Below are 20,532 nucleotides of genomic sequence, written 5' to 3'. Positions count from 1 at the left end.
GTTATAAAGTTTTATTCTTTTTACGACAGTCCCTATTATAATCAATGATTCCATTTTCATCTGAATAATCCAATAAGTCTGGGACTTTCTTAGCTAATGAAGTAAGCGATTCGTCTGTAAGCAAAAATGCAAAACGGATTATTTCACTTGTGGCATATTTGAAAAAGTTTATAGCTTCCTTCTCTGTCGCAAATGTTTTTAACGCCACACGTGAACGTCCAAATGCGCTATGATTATCAACAATAGCTATCTGGTTACTACGCTTTTGTCCTCCAGCATTAGCACTAGAAACAATTACTTTCCATTTATTCAAATATTCACTTCCCGATGCTATAACATTTTTATTAGCAATATACCAACGAGCTCTTCCGCTTTTACCAGCTTTATCATTAGTAAAAAGTTTAATCTCTGTTTGGGGATTATAATAATCACCATCATTAAACTCTTTTACAAGAGAAGGATTCTTCTCAACAAAATCACTTTCAATAGAGAATAAATTACGAGGAAGTATAGAATCATGTAAACATCCGAATGATTTGATTGCATTATCCAATCTCTTAATAATTTCATTATCTTGAGGATTGAGAGAAAACATATCATTTCCTGGATTGTTTGCTTGGATAGTAATCGTTTTACCACCTACAGAATATTTATATGTAAATCCACATTCATTCTTTTCCATGTTTTTTAGTACAATGGAAAGTCCATCTGCAATAGCAACATCTTTAAATATATCTTTAGAACAAGGGAAAAATTCAAGTAGAGCTAAATGAGGATCATTCATTTGGGCCAAACCAAATTTTTCAAGTCCTTTTCCTGAACGATGAATCCACCGAGAGCCTGGATATATTAAAGCTGTATATTTTCCTATCTTTTCACTGATAGTTTGGAAATATTGAAAGATACTTATGCTTACCTTTTGTCCATTTGTACTTTCTTTCTGATCAACAACCTCTTGATATGGTGGATTTCCCACTATAGCATTAAATTTCATATTGTCATTATCTATGGCTTTCCAGTAAGAATGGCCTTTGGCAACTTTGGCTATAAAGTTTTCCGGCTTGTTCTTAATCTGGTTGATTAAATCTTCAAAATATCTTGTATTCACTTTCGCTTTACGGAATCCGGCAAGCGTACGTTTGGTAATGCTCTTTGCCATTGGAGTCTTACAGATGACAAAGATGTTTTCAGCTATGACCTTGTCCCATACAGTCTGCTGCTCCTCTATCGTTTCTACAGCGAACAGAGAAGCCTTCACTCTGGCTCGGTAAATGCCGTATGCCATATAAAGCGGATAAAGTCCGGATTTGGAATTGATCTCCAGAATACGGGATTCAGGGGAGAAAACTTCTGCGGTAACTTCTCCTTTGTCTATAAACCGTGGTTCAGAAATTACATTCTGATACTCTGTGTCATAGAAGTTATAGCCTCCCAAACAGTCACCGAGGTGCATGTTTACCACGCGCCACGGAGTAAGTACCGTTTCCTTGTCCGGATTACGGAACGTACTGAAGATGTCCGTAATTCGTTCGATTCGTTCCTCTATACTCAGTTTGTCCGCGGCACGTGCCATCGCACGGATTCGTTTTCCAGCGGCACAGAATATTTCCGGGTCATAGTATTTTTTGAAGCTGTTGAATTTCTGCTTGGTCACTCCCTTGGGCATGAACTCTTCCCATGACTGCGGGTCAATGAGCGAGGCAAAATTATCAATCGTGATTTCCTGATTTTCATCACTCAGTTCCGCACCATAAATCAACAGTGGCATACGGATGGAGATGCCTCGGAGTATGGAAATGGCAGCTTCTCTGTTCTTGGTTTTCTTTTTCAGTTCTTCCAGCCGTTTCCGTTCTTCCTCCGTAAGTTCCTTTTTGGGTTTCTTCTCCAGCTTCTCCTTTTCCTCGTATTCCTCATTATTTAGGCCTTGACTGTTGATGTCCACCTGGTTGGTCTTGGGCATGGCTTTGGTCTGGCCGATGATCTTTTTCAGGTCATCGAATTCCTGTAGTTCCAGATCATCCAGTTTCATCAGCTCATCATTATACAAGCTGTTGTCCTCAAACCCGTTACGGACGACACGTTCCACATATACCCGTTTCAGCTGTTCCAGCATATGGGGTACGTCAAAGCGGTTCATCTGTGAGCCTTCAATGGATATGATGGGACAGAAATTGATAAACTCTCCCATGGCCTTGCGGTCACTTTGTGAAGTCTTTCCAGCCTTGGCCGATATTTTGGCGGTTTCGGCTATCACTTTCAGGGTACGGTCCGGAGCAAAATCAAAAACGTAGCACTGCTCCTTCATCCGTCCGTTGATAGTAGCGGGTGTCTGTACACGAAAGATAGTCTGCATATAACTGGATGCGGCCGTATTGTAAGAACCGGACAACATGAATACGGCAGTCCATGCCTTTACGCTTACTCCGGTCGTCAGCCGTCCGCAAGAAAGGGTAATGGTCCGTGTGGCATCCGGATCTTTTCCGATAGCCTGTTCCACGGCTTCCAGGGCATCAAGGCTTTCCTCGTCCTGATCACCGTCACCGGCTACATTGACCACCTTGAAATGCTGGAACACCGGATGTGTCTGGAGCATGGCACTCAGAGCCCGTGCTTCCTTCACACCAGGCACCATCCAGAGGGTATGGCGGAAAATATTCCGGTATTCCTCGTTGGCATATGGATAAAGGCTGTTCTTGTCCTCCTTGGTAAGAAGATTCAAAAAAGCCTGCACGTCTTTTTCATGACAGAAACTGCCGGATTCATTGACCCGGAAAAACTCCTTGAAATTAAAGGCGACATCTTCATCAACAAATTCATGAAGCAACCGTCCCAAATCGTAAGTATAGATATTGAGTGTTGGCAGTGAGGCATACGGATTGGGGTCACCAAAATGGAGTTCGTCCCAGCTCATCTTGGCCCGCTGTTCCATCACATAGTCCCAGGTATAGATTTCATCCTCTTTGAAATCATCCAGCAGGTTGAATGGAGTACCTGACAGGCGCAATACTTTGGTCTGTTCCTTGACCAGCTCTCCCATAACCGCTTTACCCAGTTCGGTCTGGGTGCCTTCGTGCGCTTCATCCACGATAATCAGGTCCCAATCGGTAGCAAACACCTCGTTATTCTTGTCAAAGTTGCCACCCACAAGTTCGGAACCGCGCAAATCCTGCATGGATGCAAAATAAACATAATGAAGCCCGTTGCTTTCTGCCCGCCGTTCTAGACTGGCAAAACTATCCCCGTTGTTCTTGGAACCGTATGCAAAATCCTTGCGGTCGTAAAATATCTTACCGAAATCCTCAAACCATCCGGCATCCACCACAGGACGATGAGTCAGAATCAGGGTACGCTGAAACTCCATATCCTTGACAACCTGCAGGGCAGAAAGAGTCTTTCCGAAACGCATCTTTGCGTTCCAGAGCATCTGGTTGCCTTTTCTGAACTGTTTTTTAGTCTTGTTGATGGCTTCCTGTTGTTCCGGCCGGAATACAATCGGAGAATATTCCCGGGTAACTTCCGCTGATGAAAGGGAGCTCCGGCCTTCCTTGACAGCCGCAATGGCACGCTTGACTGTTTCCAGATCGGTGATGAACCATTCATTGGCCTTGTTGACTGTATCGAATACTTTCTTTTTGATACCGGAGCGTTCCAAGACATTGTGTACCTCTTTGTCGTTGAACGAACGAAGTCCGCCACGGTTATAAACGGTCAGTTCCGTATATAGCAGATCGTATGCGATGCCTGCCGTCTGTGTGTACTGGTTGATACGCTTTCTTGCCGCTTCATTGAGCGCCTTGCTGTTAGGAGACAGACCGAACACGTTTTCATCCTCACAGGTAGCCTCGCCAATCTTCAGGCATCCACGGTGTGCCGCATCATTGATACGGAACACATAGATAAGTTTTAGTTTCAGGGACGATGTGAATCTCATGCTTCTTCATTTATGAGGTCGATAAATCGGATTCGTTTCCCCTTTTTGCCTGTTGCCTTGTCTGTAGCCCGCCAGTCCTTGATGATGCAATAAATTCCGTTGTGCTTGGTCAGGTCATTTTTCAGACAGCCCTCGCACGGTTCCCGTCTTTCAATCGTACCGAACAGACTTGGTTCCATTCGCACACGTTCTCCGCAACTGTCCGGCACAACACCTTTCAGTCCGTCCATCTGCCATACATTCCAGGAGATGATATAGGCTATATGGTTGATGGATTTAATTTGCGGATCTTTACCGAACTTGTCCCGGTAATATTCGATGAAGGATAAGAGAAGGGCTTCACGGGCAAGAAGAAGACTGTCGCCCTGCCATTCATAGGCGTAGATGCTTCTGTAAGCATCCTTGGCTGCCTCCAGCCATTCACGTGTTGTCGTAGTATTCTCACTGACAATACGGAGCTTACGGTCGAGCAGGCCGATACGCTTCTCCACGGGAATGAATGTTCCGGTAGTCGTATCATACCTGCTTACCAGATAAGGAGCTTCTCCACAGGTGATTTCCAACCGGTTTTCCCGTACATAGTCTTTCCATGTCCTGCCTTCAGGAAAAGCAATCTTATCCGGATTGATTTCCCATGAATGTGTACCGTCTTTAGATGTCACTTCATGGTTAAACACATCTTTTCTGCCAAACCAGGCTTCATCGATAAGGTTGTTTTGGGCATTACATATCCAGGACGGAGTAAATACCTCCGCCATTTCCCGAGAACGTGTGCTTTGGGTATCCCTGTGTTTCAGAACACGGGGCATGACCACATGCCCGTTCTTTCCGGTTATCAACTCTGGGAGAATCTGTGACCCGTATTCATAACCTTTGCCGAGCTGTTCATAATCGGAAGTAGCCCAGAATATATTACACTGTTTTCCTTCCTTACTCGTTGTATGATCTTTGAGCAAGGTATTCAGTAAGTCGGGTGAAAGTTCTTTCAGTCTGTTCTCCAGTATGTCGGCTTCTCCGGTCGTTTTCTCCATCTTCTTTCTGTGCGTAAAGGGGATGAGAAAGTCCCGGTGTCTGCATCTTTCTTAGACAGAGGGAGATCTCAGGCTATAAGGCTGATTTGCTGATGAATTATATGTGGGATTGCTAAACAACAGTTGAATTTCAATGACTTCCGGATGAAAATCCAACGGCCGGAATTGCAGGATTTTCAATAAAATGTATAACTTTGCGCAAGAGTGAGTCCCTCTGTCTAAGAAATGAATGCTTTTGCTAAACGTTCTCCAATCCTACAGACTTTTCAGGATTTGTGCGTTGGCTTTGTCCACTACGGAGTTATCCAATGAGGCCAGATAAATTTGTGTGGTTGCCTCGGAATCATGTCCCATTCCTTCACTGATAACCGAAATCGGAATGTTCTTGCCTTTGGCTGCGCTTGCCCATGAATGACGGGCACAGTACATGCTCAGAGGAACGGATATATCGGCCAGTCTGGCTATTTCTTTAAGGTTTCGGTTTATTCCGGACATGACATTCCTGTAATGCTTGTGCGTATCCTTAAAAGGATATTTTGATACCGGCAAAAGATAAGGACTGAGGCTATCTACCGGGTATTTGCCGACAATCTCCTGCATACATTTTTCCCACCTGATAACCAGCTGCTGCCCGGTCTTTCGTCTGCGATACGATAAGAAGCCGTTCTGAAGATCTTTCTTTTTTAAGTGAGCCATATCTATGAATGACATGCCACGGGTATAGAAACTGAACAGGAACATGTCCCTTGCAAATTCCAGATTAGGCTGTAAGGACAGATCCAGATTCTTCATACGCTTGATGGCGGATAAGGAAACGGCACGCTTGACGGTCTTGTCCACTCCCGTATAGACATGCCTGAAGGGATTGCGCTGTTCTATCAGTTCCTTTTCCAGGGCACGGTTATATACCGCCCGAAGGATACGCATGTAGAATGAGCTGGTATTCCGTACGACACCTTTTCCATGAAGATAGGCTTCATAAAGTTGCATCAGGTCTGAATCAATTTCAGACAGAAGGATGTCCCTGTCCCCTCTGAACTGCATGAAACTTTTCAGGGTACAGGAATAATTTTCAGCCGTGCGTATCTTGCCCATCTGTTTTAGACGGGTTATGATGCCTTGCATGAAGTTGAAAAGCGACTGTCCCTCTGTATTGCTTTGAAAAGAAGCTATAATATCTTCTGCCGTATATCCGGCTTTCCGGTTATCCAGTTGGCGGATAATCATATCCAGCCGCTTCAGGTCCCATTCCATGCGTTCCTGCAAGGATAGAAGCAGATTGCTTCGTTCCGAACTACCGACAATGATACAGCTTACAGTCTCATTCCATTCATCCGTAAATATCCGGTAATCCGTCTTTAACTGACGGATTACACGGTTCTGGATAATCTGATAATAGACGGTACCTTCCTTTCCCTCTATGGTGGAAGGTCTGAATTTCACTTTGACACTGGCCATAGGCTTACTTTTTAGGTTCGTCCGTAATAGACTTGTCCTTAATGGACTTCGCCTTGCTGTCCAGTTCTCTCGCTGCCTGTTCTTTCAGCCGTGCCTGCTCGGTCAGGGTGGCCTGTCTCTGTACCGCTTCCTCGTAGGCTTCCACGTCCTCACGCATTTGTTCTATCCGTTCGTTATCCCGGTTCGGTCCAAAGAGGTTCTCAAGTTCCACAAGTTGCTCGGGGGTAGCCTCTCCTTTCATCTTGACATAACGGTACTTCAGATCATTATCGACTTGCTCGTCATCTGTTCTCGTCGAAAAACAGAGAGCCACGGACAGGGCCACGATTGCCGCGAACATCACGGAAAAACTCCCAAGGATGTACGGGGATTCCAAACTCAGGCTGAAATGATGGTTGATATTGCTTGTCTTAACGGCATTCTTTCTGATTGTGTCATTGGTCTCATAAAACAAGGCTTCCACTTTCTCCTGGTTCTGCCGCTGTTCATTATGCATTTCCGACAAGACCTGTCCAAGTCTTTCCTGTGACGAGTTTTTCCTGTCCATGGAAACCATATCGTTCTTGATGGCGGCAAGGCCTTCGTACACGCGAGCCAACAATTTGCGAAATGTCTCATGACCATTCCGGACTTCATTCAGCACGGACTCATCCTGTTTATTATTAACTGTCGGGCTGTTGCCTTCCGGCGAGGGGACGGACAACCCGTTGATTTTGTCCTCGATTCTTTCCAGGCATCCGAAGATGCTCTCGATACATTCTTCCATTTTCATATTCCTGCAATTTTAATGTTCATGAATTATTTGAATGGGAAAGGACGGACTACAATCCGAATCCTTTCCTCTTTTGTCTCTTCTTCCTGCGTCTGCGCAAGAGTTCTTCCTGAGATAACGGCTCTTCGGGAGCGGTACCGTTTGTAGGACTGAACAGTCCAGGTCCTGTACTTTCGAGAAGATGGCCTCCGTCCGGTATCCTTTGCTGCACCTTACGTTCGGATTCCTGTTGGGATTCCGAAGTCTTCCAGCCCAGCCGGGCATTCAGTCTGGCAAAGCTGAACTCCCGGCTGATCTGTGAAGCCTTGAAGGTCTGCCCGTCCTTAGTGAACCGGATTCCCTGTATGTCCTCCGGCCTTTTTATCTCCCGGGTACGCTTTACAAATTCCAGCCTGATGCCCCGGCGAAGCAGATAATCGTTGAACTCTTTCCATGTTCCGGAGTGCTTCAAAGCCGCCTTGACGGCATTGAAGATTTCGTATTTCACACGCTCCGAAGCATGGAGTTTCTCCACGTTAGTCTTGCCTTTGTCCTCGGCGTATGTCAGCCCGTACCTGTCCTTAAGCACTTTCGTGGCGATTTCATTACGCTTGTAATCGCCTTGGGAAGAGATTACCCTGCCGTCATACCCGATGCGGTTATAGACCAGATGGCAGTGCGGGTTGTCCGTATTATGATGCCTTACCAGAATGAACTGGGTGTTCCTTATGCCCATCAGTTCCATGTATTCCCGGGCTATTTTAGCCATAAATTCATCCGTCAGCAATGCCTTGTCCTCCGGCTTGAAGCTCAATGCGATGTGTCCGACAGGCTGTTTTATCTTCGGATTAAGCTCACGTTGGGAGTTGAAACTGGCCGTTATTTCCCGGATATTTCCCAGCAATACGCCATCTGAGTCAATGATTGCCGCGTTGTCCTTGCCCATCACGTAGCGGATACAGCCGCCGAAGGATTTCCCTTTCTTGATTTTGCCAATCATGACGGCCTCCTTTCTCCGTACCTGTACCGGACAATAATCTCCTTGAGCTTCTGCAGGAGTTCTGTCACCGTCTTTTGGGTACGGTGGAATCCGGCCTGATGGGACAGACGGGTCAGTTGGTTCAGGTTGTTCGCCATACCCGTAAGACTGCGTATGAAGGTAGTCTCCTCGGCAGAGTGCCTGGCCGTTATCGTCGTCTCAAAGGCTGATACGCGGAGAAATTCCGCCAGCGTGAGGTTGGCCTGTCTGCTGCGCCGGCATAACCGTTCATAGTCTATCTTGGAGAATTTCACTGTAACGGCTTTGCTGAGTTTGCACACTCCGCTTACTCTGGGGCGTCCTCTCGGCCTGTTTTTCTTTCTGTCATTCATATTTCCTTTGTTTGATTTCTGATTATTCTTTTTCTCACAATCTGCGACCATCGGGAGCGGATTGCCTCCACTCTTCGGGAGTGGAGCGAGGTTTTTCGGGATGCCCGAAAGATAACCTCGCTAACTTCCAAAACTGAAGTTTTGTCCGTTACTCCCTCAGGTCGGCTACTGACAGTCTGAATACTGTAATGACTGAAGTCAGTAAGCAAGTCTGTCATTCAGGAAAATGTTACAGCTTTCGCCACAGCTCGAAGTCCTCCGAGTAGATTTCAAGATGCTGCCGGGCGATGTTTTCAAGCAGTCCTGAAACACTCATTTTACGTCCTCCCAACCTGCGGACAAACTCGTCCAGCCTGTCACGTACCTCGCCGCTAACAAACACGGGCTTGCGGTCTTCGATTCTTGGAACCTGAAGAAAGGCCTTCCGGTATTCGTCCAGAGAAAGTTTCCTCTGCCTGGTGCTTATACGACGCTGAGACGCTGGAAAGGCTTTCTCTCTTCCTGTTGGCGGTTGCCGGGTCTCGGATGGAACTTCTATTTGTTCTACAGACTTTGCCTGTTCTCTATTTCCGGTATCATTCAAGGATGATTCCAGGGCAGTTTCAATGCTGCCATCTGACGGGAGTATGAGTGACATATCCGTACCTGTCATAGCCTCCCATTCTTCTTTGGTCAATTTCTTTTTTGTTACCATACATTTTTGATTTTACTCGGTTTACTCATTGGTCTCGGTGCGCACCTTGACTCGTTGTTGTGAGCAAAGGAAATGTGTATAGTGAACAGAATCAAGCAAATGGAGATACCGTGGCAATTATGTAACCTCGTGCACTATACCGATTGGGCGGTCGGTGCTACCTGCTGTGATTTGTCGGAGTGATCTCTCCATACCGGATTGTTCAAGCGGATTCCGTTTATGAAGAAGGCTCATTGTATGCGGTTGATATGTAACATGATGTCATTCCGGGCAACGCATCGTCACCGGTCTGAAAATCCATTGCAGTGTGATTTCTACTGCTTTTATTTGCAGTGGGAACAGGATAAAACAGTCACATTTCCAGCCGAGAATAGGACAATGAGACATGATGGAATATCGGCTGTAAAAGACCTGTTCTGTTACGGAATCTTGAATATATGTTTAAATAGAAAATAAAGAAGAAAATGGAAATCATCAGCTTTGAAAAGAGAACTTTCGAGGAGATTGCCGCCAAACTGGATCACTTCGTGCATCGGGTGGAAAGTCTGTGCCGTGAACACGGCGGAAAGGAAACAGGTGAATGGATGGACAACCACGAGGTCTGCCGCAGGTTGCGTATCAGTCCGAGAACCTTGCAGACCCTGAGGGATAACGGGACGCTTGCCTTTACGAAAATCGGGAACCGGACTTACTACCGTCCTGACGATGTAGAGCGGGTGGTCGGAAACGTGGAGGACAAACGCAAGGAAGCCCGCTGGAAAGGCAAGACCATTTGAACGAGTTTCAAGAATAATGTATAACCAATATCAAGCGCGTATGAGTAATGAAATCAGAGAAAAGGACCACGAGTGGGTAAAAACGTTCCACTCGAATTTCGACAGGCTGCTGGCCCTGCTCGAAAGATTATTGGAAAAACGGCAACAGTCTGCCTATGGCGATGAACTGCTGACGGACAAGGAAGTGGCATACCTGTTGAAAGTGAGCCGGAGAACCTTGCAGGACTACCGCAACAACGGCATTCTGCCTTACACACAGGTAGGCGGAAAGATTCTCTACCGGGCTTCCGACATAGAAAAAACACTGATGAAAGGGTACAAGGAGGCGTACAGACTTAATGAATAAAATCGGTATCACTCTATTGGAATCTGTATCACCTATCCAACATGTGGTTGATGCAGATTCTATTTGTTTTATTGCAAAAGGTAGGGAGAAAAGCAAATAAAGTGGGGAGAAAATAATGAGAAGTAGGAAGAAAAATATATATTTGTGAAAAATAGAAGATAATATGCAAACCGAACTTGAAAAATTGATCTCCCTTTATCGGGAATTGGAAATAGACAAGCAGATAGATTATGACAAGTTCTATTTGTATTCACTCATTACTCATTCCACGGCTATCGAGGGATCGACTATAACAGAGCTTGAAAATCAAATCATGTTCGACCAGGGAATCAGCCTGAAAGGGAAAAGTATCACGGAGCAGAACATGAATCTTGATCTTAAAAACGCTTATGAGACTGCCATAAAACTAGCTCACGCACATACTGATATAACTATTGATTTATTGAAAAGTCTCTCTGCTCTTGTTCTGAAAAATACCGGACAGGAGTATAAGACTGCATTGGGGGATTTCTCATCTGCACAGGGAGACTTACGCCTGTTGAATGTTACGGCAGGAGTTGGAGGCAAATCGTATATGAATTACAGTAAAGTCCCGGTAAAACTCGCGGAATTTTGCAATTGGCTGAATCAAGAACGAAAAAATTATGCAAGCAAAAGTGTTGTACAATTATACGAGCTCAGTTTTGATACCCATTATCATTTGGTGACTATACATCCGTGGGCTGATGGTAACGGTAGAATGGCACGTCTTGTAATGAACATGCTTCAATTTGAGTTTGGATTGATTCCGACCAAAATCCTTAAGGATGATAAGGAGGAATACATCAAAGCATTGGTGGAAACCCGGGAAAATGAAGATTTAAGTATATTCCGGAATTTTATGACTGCCACTATGGTGAAGAATCTTGCTTATGACATTGAAACTTATCGTAAGTCCATTGAAGATATTCCGGAGAGTGGGGAGAAACTGACAGAAAGTAGGAAGAAAAAGGTGAAAAGTAGGGAGAAAATTATTGCTCTGCTATCTCAAGACAATTCACTAAGTGCAGCTGCCCTTGCCGAGCGGATAGGCATAACCCCTAAAGCTGTGGAAAAGCATATTGCCAAGATGAAGGCAGAAGGAATACTCAAGCGTGTCGGACCGGATAAAGGCGGACACTGGCAGGTCGTAGAAAAAACGGATTGATTTTTCTGGAGGGAGCGCAGTTTACCGCCTGCCCATTTTATTATATTTCTAAAAAATATCCTTTTTTAAGTGATGAAAACGGCATATAGAATCGGACGTGATTTTAATTTTCTTCTATATGCTGTTTTATTTTTTATTTTCTGACTTTTCCGTCAGTCGCTTGTTTCCGCTGCCGTCGGCGTTCATTGTACAGACGTGAAAGGGAAAAGGTTTTCGGGCTGAATACGCTCTGAAGGAGGAAGATTCTGCCCGAAACGGCATAGCCGCCAGACCTTTTCGCTTTCAAGAGAGTCTGTACTAACTTCTATGGACGGCGAGGAAATAGGCGACTGATGGGTATTTTTTATAATTCGGAGATTGAAGCAAAAACTGTCAAGATATTCATGCGGATAATTAACCGCAGAATTTGCGGCTTATTATCCGTATGATAGAATGATTCAACATAATTTCTGAATTGTTTGAATGGGTTGCTGTTAACGAGAAAGATTGCTTGAAAGTACACTCCTTACATTGTTCATATCTTTCAGAATGGAACTGTCTAGTACTCTTGCATAATGCTGCGTCATTTTGATATTGGAGTGACCGAGCATTTTGGCTACATTCTCAATGCTGACTCCATTGGCCAAACAGACAGATGTGGCGTACGAGTGACGTGCTGTATGTGTCGTCAAATTCTTCTTTATCTGACATAGGTCGGCGATCTCTTTCAGGTAGCTGTTCATCTTCTGATTGCAGGGGACAGGTAGCAATACTCCTTTCTTTTTGCAGGTAGGATAATCTGCATATTTCCTCAGGATTTCCAAAGGAATATCTAATAGCGGGATATTACACATATTCTTTGTTTTCTGACGAGGCTTCCTGATCCACAGGTTCCCGTTGTTGTCTTTTACGATATGCTCTGGGGAAAGCTGTTGCACGTCGATGAAAGCCAAACCAGTAAAGGCAGCAAAAATAAAAACATCACGAACTACGGTGATTCGCTCCAGAGGAAACTCCTTGTGGTAGATGGTTAGCAGTTCGTCCATGGTAAGAAATTCACGGATTACTTCTTTTTCGTGGAACTTGATACCGATAAACGGGTCTTTGGCTATCCATTCATTGGCCAGTGCCAGATTAGTAATCTTCTTCAGACATTTCATATAACGGATAACGGTATTCTGCTGACATTCCTTTTCCGTCTTCAGATAAAATTCGAAGGCACGTACCAGCTCACCGTTGACTTCCGCCAGCGGCAGATCATCCTTTCCGTATTTCTGTCTGATAAGTTCGGCAAGATAGCGCTTACAGCTTTCATAACGGCGAACGGTAATCAGGGCGTAGTCTTTACCGACCAAGGCACGGCATTGGTCATTGTGCTCCTGCATGGTACTGATGAGGGTGCGTACCGCTTCCGGTTCTTTGTCCTGTCCGAAAAATATTTCCTGTAACAGACGTGCCGTTATAGGCTGGTTCTGTTCTTCCAGCTCACAAAAAATCTGATGTAATTTGATTCTCGCATTTTCGATATAGGCATTCAGATCGCATGATTTGCGGCTTTTTCCTCTGGCGGATTCCTTTGCCTGACTCCAGAGAGACGGGTCAATGCTTTTGCGAATGTTGTTTTCAACTCGCGTACCATCTACAGTGATACGCATACAAACGGATGCTTCTCCGTTTTTCAGCAGCTTGGTCTTCTTCAAGAAGAAAAGCACATTGAATGAACTTCTTTTCATTTTTCCTACAGTTTTTAGTTTGTACAAAAGTAGGAAACCGTCCCCGTTTTCTTGCTATGCAAAATATTGACAATCAGTGAAAAAGAGCCTAATTCGGTGGAGATTTTTGCTCCACCTTTTATCTCCACCTTTTGCTCCACCTCAAACGGTAATATTTTGCCGTTTTTTGCGTGTCGGGAGAAAACAAAAAATCCCGATTTCGCTTGGAAATCAGGATTTTACTGTCTTTTGCTTTTCTTCAAAGTGGTGCCAATAGTAATTGAACACACTTCCCCCAACGGTTTATACACCACCCCATCGGGGCAAAGCGACCGAATCAACTCCTGCAACCTGCTCATGCCTGCTCCTCCTCCAATTCGGCCACGATTTTGTCAATTGCAGCACGCAGTTCGTTCTCACGGGCCACGATGCGGCGGAGGCGGCTGTTCAGCTCCTTGATGTCGGTTTGCGGGCGGGTATCTTCGGCCTCGACATAGCTGCTCACCGACAAATTGTAATCGTTCTCGACAATGCGCGGGTAATCGACCGACCGGGCTATGTATGGCACATCGGCCTTGCGGTCGAAAATGTCGACAATTCGGTCGATATGCTTCGGTTCCAGCACATTGTTGTTCGTCTCCTTCGTGAAAAAGCCTTCGCCGCTGGCATTGATAAACTGGATTGCCGTGTCGGGCTTGTGCTTGGAGAGTACCAGGATATTGACCGAAATCGATGTGCCATAGAACAGGTTGGCGGGCAGCGAGATGATGGTCTCTATATAGTTGCTGTCGACCAGGTATTTGCGTATTTTCTGCTCGGTTCCGCCGCGGTAAAAGATGCCCGGGAAGCAGACGATGGCGGCTCGCCCCTTGCCCGACAGGTAGCTCAGCGCATGCAGCACAAAGGCAAAATCGGCTTTCGACTTGGGGGCTAGCACTCCGGCGGGGGCAAAGCGGTCGTCGTTGATGAGCGTGGGGTCGCCCGAACCAATCCAGTTGATTGAATAGGGCGGGTTGGAGACGATGGCATCAAAGGGTTTCTCGTCCCCGAACTGGGGGTCGATGAGGGTGTCGCCCAGGGCTATGTTGAACTTGTCGTAGTTGATGTTGTGCAGAAACATGTTCATGCGGGCCAGGTTGTAGGTGGTGTGGTTGATTTCCTGCCCGAAGAAACCCTCCTCGATAATGTGCTCATCGAACTGTTTACGGGCTTGAAGCAGCAACGAGCCCGACCCGGCGGCCGGGTCGTATATCTTGTTGACGGTCGTCTGCTTGTGCATGGCCAGCCGCGAAATGAGCATGGAGACATTCTGTGGGGTGAAGAACTCGCCGCCCGACTTCCCGGCATTGGCGGCATAGTTGTTGATCAGAAACTCGTAGGCATCGCCGAACAGGTCGATCTGATGCTCCTCGAAATTTCCGAAGTCCAACTCGGCTACCCCGTTCAAGACGGCGGCCAGGCGCTTGTTCTTGTTATCGACCGTGTTGCCCAACCGTGTACTGGTCGTGTCGAAATCGGCAAAGAGCCCCTTGATGTTCTTCTCCGAGGCGTATCCGTTGGCCGAACTCTCTATGGCATCAAAGATTGCTTTCAGGTCGGTATTGAGATTGGGGTTGGTATAGGCTGTTTTCACCACGTTGACAAAAAGCTGGCTCGGGTAGATGAAATAGCCTTTGGTCTTGACGGCATCGTCTTTTATCGCGGGAGTGATTACGCTGTCGGGCAGAGTGGCATAGTCGATGCTGCTGTCGCCCCCCTCGATATAGTCGGTGAAGTTCTCACTGATATACCGATAGAACAGGGTGCCCAATACAAATTGCTTGAAATCCCAGCCGTCGACGGCGCCTCGCACCTCGTTGGCAATCTTCCAGATTTTGGCCTGTAACTCTTCTCTTTGCTGTGTACTTGTCATTTCAGTAGTTTTCAACGTTCAGTAAACCAGGGGGCATACCCGGGAGGGAGGGCGACGATGCCCCGCATGCCCGCCGGTTCGGGCCTGTCGGGCCGCACCGCTTCTCCCGCGCAAACTGACCGCGCGGCCATACCGGCAGCCCCCCGGCCATTCATCGCTTCACGATTGTCGTTTGCCTATGACAAAGATAGGGATTCCGTCTGATTGGACGAAGAAAAGAGCCGTACTTTTTCGCCAACGGCTGCGGGGAGATGCGGCCTGGCAAAAAACAGGGAAGAGCCTGACGCACTACCCGCCACGGGGTTACGGAGGCTCTTCCTGTGCAGAGGGTTCAAAGTGCACGGAGGCTGTCGCTCAGGCCTGTCAGTCGACGGCAACCAGCTCGTATACCCGGCATCAGGCTGTTACGTCATCGGTTCGCCATCGGTCGACAAAGCAGTCATACATCTCGACAATGGAAACAAATTCACCATAAAGGTAAATCGGGAAGGTAAAAAAGCAATATATGTGGAGAAAGTAACGCTTAACGGCACCGAATTAAGCAATTTCAAGCTCGAACACCAAGCTATCATCAATGGAGGTACGCTCGAATTTTGGTTAAATGCCCGATAGCGCCGTAAACCGCTTATTCCCACAGAGGAAAAATATCAGATTTGTCATCTTTTATCACGACAAGAGAATGAACCAGTACCCAATAAGAAGGCAGAGTGTAGTGACTTTTAATAAGCCAGATACACTCTGCCCTTAATTTAATCAGCTAATCGAATACAATAATGTCGTTTAGCAGTTATTCCGCCAAACTCATAGAATAAGGCATATCTTCGGGATTAATTCCACGATTCAAGTTTGGTTTGTCCGACATTGTATAGTCAAGTTTTGCTCCATTTAGCAAATCACCGTATTTCAAATAGTTTTTTGTGTAAGCTTTTCCGTTGACTTTGAGCTCGTCGACATATCTGTTTTCGCTACTGTTCTCCCGGGCGGTGATTTCGATTTTCTTCCCATTGGAAAGATTGATGCAAGCCTTTTCAAACAGCGGTGCTCCTAACACATATTCGTCAGTACCAGGGCATACCGGATAGAAGCCGAGAGCGCTGAATACGTACCAGGCCGAGGTCTGTCCGTTATCTTCGTCTCCGCAATACCCATCGGGAGCGGCATTGTACAGTCGGTTCATCACTTCGCGCAAATGATACTGAGCTTTCCACGGTTGTCCGGCATAGTCATACAGGTAAATCATGTGTTGTATAGGCTGATTGCCATGAGCATAATTACCCATATTCATAATCTGCATTTCCCGTATCTCGTGAATAACGAATCCGTAGTAGCTTTCGTCGAAGACCGGAGGCAGATTAAATACCGAATCGAGCATCTGTACAAACATTTCTCGACCACCCATAAGTTCTATAAGGCCGTTTATATCATGAAAAACCGACCAGGTATAATGCCAGGCATTCCCTTCGGTAAATGCATCGCCCCATTTCAGAGGGTTCAAGGGAGGGAACGAACCGTCTTCGTTTCTTCCGCTCATCAGACGGGTTGCCTTGTTAAACAGATTCTTGTAATTGTTTGCCCGGGCCTTGTAGATGGCAATTTCCGCTTCGGGCTTGCCCAGTTTCTTACCCATCTGATAGATGCACCAGTCGTCATAGGCGTACTCGAGAGTGCGTGCTGCATTTTCGTTGATACCGACATTATAAGGTATGTAACCAAGTTTATTGTAGTATTCATATCCGAGTCGACCCGTTGAGCTTATTTCAGAATGAACGTTTGTCGTCGCATGGACCAGCCCCTCATACATCTTTTCGGCATCGGCCTTGGTTATTCCTTTCAGAAATGCGTCGGCAACGACCGATGCCGAGTTGTTTCCAATCATACAGTTGCGATGTCCCGGACTTGCCCATTCGGGGAAAAATCCGCTTTCAAGGTAGGCATTCAGCAGCCCCTCCTGCATTTGCTCGGCCATCTCGGGATATACAAGATTCACGAAGGGGAAAAGGCTTCGGAATGTATCCCAAAAACCTGTGTCGGTGAACATATATCCCGAGAGAACCTGCCCGTTGTAAGGACTGTAATGTACGGTTTTTCCGTCGGCCGTTATTTCATGGAACATTCTTGGAAAAAGCACCGAGCGATAGAGACAGGTGTAGAATGTACGCATGTGGTCTATATTTCTATCGCTTATCTGGATACGCCCCAGCACTTCGTTCCATCGCTCGCGCCCATTTTCCTTGATAGTGTCAAAACTCTTGCCCTCGACTTCCTTCAAATTCTGCAAAGCCTGTTCGGGACTGACAAATGATGAAGCGACAAATGCTTGAATCTTTTCGCCTCTTTTCGTTGAGAAACCTATCGCTGCCCCCACATGGTTATCTTTTAGCTCCGATTTTCCCTTAACTTCTTTGAAATCGGACCATACAGACTGATAGGTGTAAGGTTTATCAAATCGAACGACAAAATAATTTTTGAAATTTTCGGGAACCCCGCCACTGTTCTTGGTGGTATATCCCACAATCATATTCTCTTCGGGAACGAGTTTTATGTACGATCCTTTATCAAAGGCGTCTACAATAATAAAAGAGCGATCTCCCTCGGGGAATGTGAAACGAAACACCGCAGCTCGTTGAGTCGGTGCAATTTCGGTTACGACATCATAATCGGCCAAATATACCTTGTAATAGTATGGAGTTGCCGTCTCGGCCTTATGGGAGAACCAAGAGGCACGCTCTTCTTCATCAATTTTCAGATCCCGGGTTACCGGCATGATTGAGAATTGCCCGTAATCGTTGATCCACGGGCTAGGCTGGTGAGTCTGCTTGAATCCTCTTATTTGTTTGGAAGAATAAGTATAAGCCCAACCGTCACCCATTTTACCCGTTTGCGGAGTCCAAAAGTTCATACCCCACGGCATGGCAACCGCGGGATAAGTGTTTCCGTTTGACAAAAGAAATTCAGAGTCTGTTCCCATAAGGATATTTACATAATCGACAGGCTCCAAGCCTGTTTCATAACTGGTCGTATTCTGTTGACAACCAGCCAGCATTGTCAGACCAATTGCAGATAACAGTTTCAAAGTCTTCATATCATTTGTTTTAGTTTGGATTTTCCGGAAATAAATAGTTGCTGACAAAATAGGAATAGTCATCGATATGGAATTTATGCAAAGATAAGGTTTTAACCGACCTCACCTTTGACAAACTTGAATATTCCTGATGTATGATTCTTATCAGTCGTGTATTTGAGTATGTATACCCCATCGTTAAAGTTATTTATATCCATATTGATGCTGCATGAATCTGGATTGGATTCATAAACCTTCTGCCCGTCGACGGTATATACTGCAACTTGGTGTATAACACAATTGCTTAAAATCTTTATTATATTATCAGTCAAGTTAATATCGGGTCCGTCGTTATTGGCAAGAGAAGTTTCCACCGAAGAGTCTTCTTTTGATTTCAGGTATATTCGTAACAGTTCAAAATAAGAGGGCGCATCTAGCAATATAACCGAATCGTCCAAGGCCTGTATCTCTTTTATCAAGTCGCAATACCAGGTAGGAGTCTTCAAAATATTTCTAAACCAGTGGAATGGTATTTCTTTCCTCTCTTTTATTCTGTCTACAATTTTTTGAGCCGCTATTTTGGGGTCACTGTCGTTGATATCCAAGTCGGCCCTCAAAACCGGCATATTGTTATGCAAACTTGCAATGGTCGTTTTTTGAGGAACAATACCATTGGGACTGAAAGATTCATAACAATCCAACCCCTCATCATTTAATCCCGGAGCCGTCCCATCGATAATAAAGCCGGTTATGGTCAAGCCCCATTTGGTATAATACTTTTTACAATGGTTAGCCCATACATTCAATCCCGATGGAAGGCCCGATATCTCTCTCGGCTCAATGAGCATTCCCGGCATCAGATAACCAGCTCCGTTATCAGATGCAGCAAAATAGTCATTTTCCGTTGCTGTCACTCTGAAATTATGTAACACATGAGGTACACGCTCTTCCAATACGGGACTTATACACCACATTAATGGGAGTTTCCCCCGGTTTGGATCGTCCCAGATAGAGGGCGTCCTTTGTGTTATCCAAGATGAGGCATCATAATCACCCACATAGAATATGATGAAATTCTTATTTTTATAATTTACCTTCCCATCTTCTGTCAACAAGCCTCTTTCAATCAAGTCATCATTGCTTACCCATTTTTGCTCATAAGTATTCTGTGTCTCGAAATGTTGCCAAAAAGAGGCATTTGCCAAAGCCCCATATCCAATAGCGTCAGCATCTTTAAATGCATTGTATGCACTTATTATACGGCTAAATTCCCATTCGGTAGGGACATCGTCATGAATGCCGTTTGCATGCTTGGTATATTTAAATGCCCAGGCCGGGAAACCGCCTATATAACACATTTTTTGATTGTCGTTTTGCCGATATGCCAACAGCAGCATCTCTTTCAAAGTATTCAAGTCGGTTCCAACCGGTTGCGACGGGTCGTCTGTTGCTGGTTCATCGCCCCATGGAGATAAATCAAAGAAAAAAGCTCCTTTACTGACAAAAAAATCATGGTTGCACAAGGTGTGATGATTTCTTACCGTAGCCATTGGATTTGTTTTCCAATACTGATCGATATAATATGCCGCATACGCAGTATTACACTTTCCTTTCTTGATATAATTCTCTATGAACCATATATAGGGATCATTTTTTAGCGAACCGCTCGATACCCTGTTTGTCCCAGGTATAAGACTTCCGGGGGTTCCTGTAAACAGCGACGTTCCATCTTTGTTGACAAGCCATTGCTTGACTTCCAACTTGGGGCCATTCAATATGAGCCTGGAATATAAACTGTTGGGAGACAAATCATAGCGAATGGCGACTAAATTTTCTATTCCTGCAATCGATGATGCGACATTGCTCGTTGATGCCACTTTTCCATCATAGATCACGGCTCCATCGATTTTTGATTTGTAAGCCTCAAATAAATCTTCAAGAGTTTCATAGGTTACTGTCTGTTTCCCATACAGCCATTCGCCTTTTTGCGAATATTTGTTCCACCAATAGGCATCTATATCGTTATTCCCTTCCATGACGAAATAGATGTATAGGTTGGGAGCATTTTTGTTGACAATGCCTTGTAAAGTGGCAACCGCATGGACATCGTCCCATGCGGTATTGATACCGTCGATCGTGTTAAGATCGGTTTCCAAGGTATATCTCAAATCAAAAACGCCTATTGTACTTTGCGATTTAGCTGCGAAAGAGACTAGAAATAATAGAGACAATATATAGATATGTTTATTCATAAATGTGATACATTCGTTTGATATGAAATAATCTGGTATAATAAAATAATCCTCCTATAACAAGGTAGATTC

The 20,532-nt window shown here is 45.3% G+C and carries 15 protein-coding genes; 4 read left to right on the top strand and 11 right to left on the bottom strand.

The window, feature by feature from the left end; translation table 11 throughout:
• Position 1: 1 nt before the first annotated feature.
• From NW211_RS12895 to NW211_RS12865, 7 genes are all read right to left on the bottom strand, one after another.
• Positions 2-3,931, bottom strand: a complete 3,930-nt coding sequence (locus tag NW211_RS12895; RefSeq protein ID WP_258328118.1) for an Eco57I restriction-modification methylase domain-containing protein — start codon at positions 3,929-3,931, stop codon at positions 2-4.
• On the bottom strand, positions 3,928-4,962 hold the full coding sequence (locus NW211_RS12890) for a restriction endonuclease subunit M (protein ID WP_258328117.1): 1,035 nt from the start codon (positions 4,960-4,962) through the stop codon (positions 3,928-3,930). The genes NW211_RS12895 and NW211_RS12890 overlap by 4 nt, the downstream gene beginning before the upstream one ends.
• Positions 4,963-5,217: 255 nt before the next feature.
• Complete coding sequence (locus NW211_RS12885) at positions 5,218-6,420, bottom strand: site-specific integrase (protein ID WP_258328116.1); 1,203 nt, start codon at positions 6,418-6,420, stop codon at positions 5,218-5,220.
• A 4-nt stretch (positions 6,421-6,424) separates the two neighbouring features.
• Complete coding sequence (locus NW211_RS12880; RefSeq protein WP_258328115.1) at positions 6,425-7,192, bottom strand: hypothetical protein; 768 nt, start codon at positions 7,190-7,192, stop codon at positions 6,425-6,427.
• Positions 7,193-7,241: 49 nt separating this feature from the next.
• Entirely contained in the window at positions 7,242-8,171 is a 930-nt protein-coding gene (locus tag NW211_RS12875; RefSeq protein ID WP_258328114.1) for a relaxase/mobilization nuclease domain-containing protein, read from the bottom strand.
• Entirely contained in the window at positions 8,168-8,542 is a 375-nt protein-coding gene (locus NW211_RS12870) for a MobC family plasmid mobilization relaxosome protein (RefSeq protein WP_258328113.1), read from the bottom strand. The genes NW211_RS12875 and NW211_RS12870 overlap by 4 nt, the downstream gene beginning before the upstream one ends.
• A gap of 229 nt (positions 8,543-8,771) precedes the next feature.
• Positions 8,772-9,236: a DUF3408 domain-containing protein gene (locus NW211_RS12865; protein ID WP_258328112.1), complete on the bottom strand. Its 465-nt coding sequence runs from the start codon at positions 9,234-9,236 to the stop codon at positions 8,772-8,774.
• A gap of 464 nt (positions 9,237-9,700) precedes the next feature.
• On the opposite strand from NW211_RS12865, the gene NW211_RS12860 reads away from it, so the two are divergent.
• The 3 genes from NW211_RS12860 (at position 9,701) to NW211_RS12850 (ending at position 11,544) form a co-directional block, all read left to right on the top strand.
• On the top strand, positions 9,701-10,012 hold the full coding sequence (locus NW211_RS12860; RefSeq protein WP_258328111.1) for a helix-turn-helix domain-containing protein: 312 nt from the start codon (positions 9,701-9,703) through the stop codon (positions 10,010-10,012).
• A gap of 40 nt (positions 10,013-10,052) precedes the next feature.
• Positions 10,053-10,358 (top strand): helix-turn-helix domain-containing protein, encoded by a 306-nt coding sequence (locus NW211_RS12855; protein WP_258328110.1) that lies wholly within the window; start codon positions 10,053-10,055, stop codon positions 10,356-10,358.
• Positions 10,359-10,521: 163 nt separating this feature from the next.
• On the top strand, positions 10,522-11,544 hold the full coding sequence (locus NW211_RS12850; RefSeq protein ID WP_258328109.1) for a Fic family protein: 1,023 nt from the start codon (positions 10,522-10,524) through the stop codon (positions 11,542-11,544).
• Positions 11,545-12,017: 473 nt separating this feature from the next.
• Here the strand turns inward: NW211_RS12850 and NW211_RS12845 are convergent, their stop codons facing one another.
• Entirely contained in the window at positions 12,018-13,256 is a 1,239-nt protein-coding gene (locus tag NW211_RS12845; RefSeq protein ID WP_258328108.1) for a site-specific integrase, read from the bottom strand.
• 334 nt (positions 13,257-13,590) lie between these two features.
• Positions 13,591-15,147, bottom strand: coding sequence for a type I restriction-modification system subunit M (locus NW211_RS12840; protein ID WP_258328107.1), 1,557 nt, complete (start codon positions 15,145-15,147; stop codon positions 13,591-13,593).
• Positions 15,148-15,483: 336 nt separating this feature from the next.
• Here NW211_RS12840 and NW211_RS14190 point away from each other — a divergent pair, with 336 nt between their 5' ends.
• Positions 15,484-15,759, top strand: coding sequence for a glycoside hydrolase domain-containing protein (locus NW211_RS14190; protein WP_375379593.1), 276 nt, complete (start codon positions 15,484-15,486; stop codon positions 15,757-15,759).
• 175 nt (positions 15,760-15,934) lie between these two features.
• On the opposite strand, the gene NW211_RS12835 is transcribed toward NW211_RS14190, so the two are convergent.
• Positions 15,935-18,229 (bottom strand): GH92 family glycosyl hydrolase, encoded by a 2,295-nt coding sequence (locus tag NW211_RS12835; protein WP_258328106.1) that lies wholly within the window; start codon positions 18,227-18,229, stop codon positions 15,935-15,937.
• Positions 18,230-18,321: 92 nt separating this feature from the next.
• Positions 18,322-20,460, bottom strand: coding sequence for a T9SS type A sorting domain-containing protein (locus NW211_RS12830; RefSeq protein WP_258328105.1), 2,139 nt, complete (start codon positions 20,458-20,460; stop codon positions 18,322-18,324).
• Positions 20,461-20,532: the final 72 nt, after the last annotated feature.

Origin of the sequence: Barnesiella sp. ET7 (genome assembly GCF_024733785.1) — a bacterium.
Lineage (GTDB): Bacteria > Bacteroidota > Bacteroidia > Bacteroidales > Barnesiellaceae > Barnesiella > Barnesiella merdigallinarum.
This window is presented reverse-complemented; position numbering and strand designations above follow the sequence as displayed.